This window comes from Planococcus chinensis (genome assembly GCF_020071995.1).
GTDB lineage: Bacteria > Bacillota > Bacilli > Bacillales_A > Planococcaceae > Planococcus > Planococcus chinensis_A.
The window spans coordinates 1-423 of record NZ_JABWTK010000041.1; the positions used below are offsets into that span (position 1 = coordinate 1).

Here is a 423-nt window from a genome sequence, read left to right on the forward strand (position 1 = left end):
CCTTTATGTCTACTGCTATCAGCGATAATTAAATCCGGTTTTAATTTACTAATTTCCTCTAAGTTTGGCTGTTTACGTGTACCTACAGAAGTATAATCCCCAATTTTTTCTCTAACTGGTTTAATGATACGTTTTTTCTTACCATCATCAGCAATACCAACTGGTTTAACGTCTAATGCTGCTAATGCATCTGCAAATGAGTACTCTAATACAACGATACGTTTTGCATCTTTAGGTACTTTTACTGTACCATTTTCATCTTTTACCGAAATAGTATCTTTAGTTGATGATTCTTTTTTACTTGAATTATCCGTATTACCACAAGCTGCAACTAAAAATAAGGCAACTATTAATCCCAATATACTAAAAGTTTTTAGACCTCTCATCGTTCCACTCCTTAATATGTATAACTTCATTTATTAT

Annotated in this window: 1 protein-coding gene; it reads right to left on the minus strand. The window is 31.9% G+C overall.

Features of this window, described 5'->3' with window-relative positions:
* Window positions 1–386 (minus strand): ABC transporter substrate-binding protein (locus HU147_RS19200; protein ID WP_224077672.1); only part of this gene is annotated, 386 nt, incomplete at its 3' end.
* Between the last annotated feature and the right edge of the window lie 37 nt (window positions 387–423).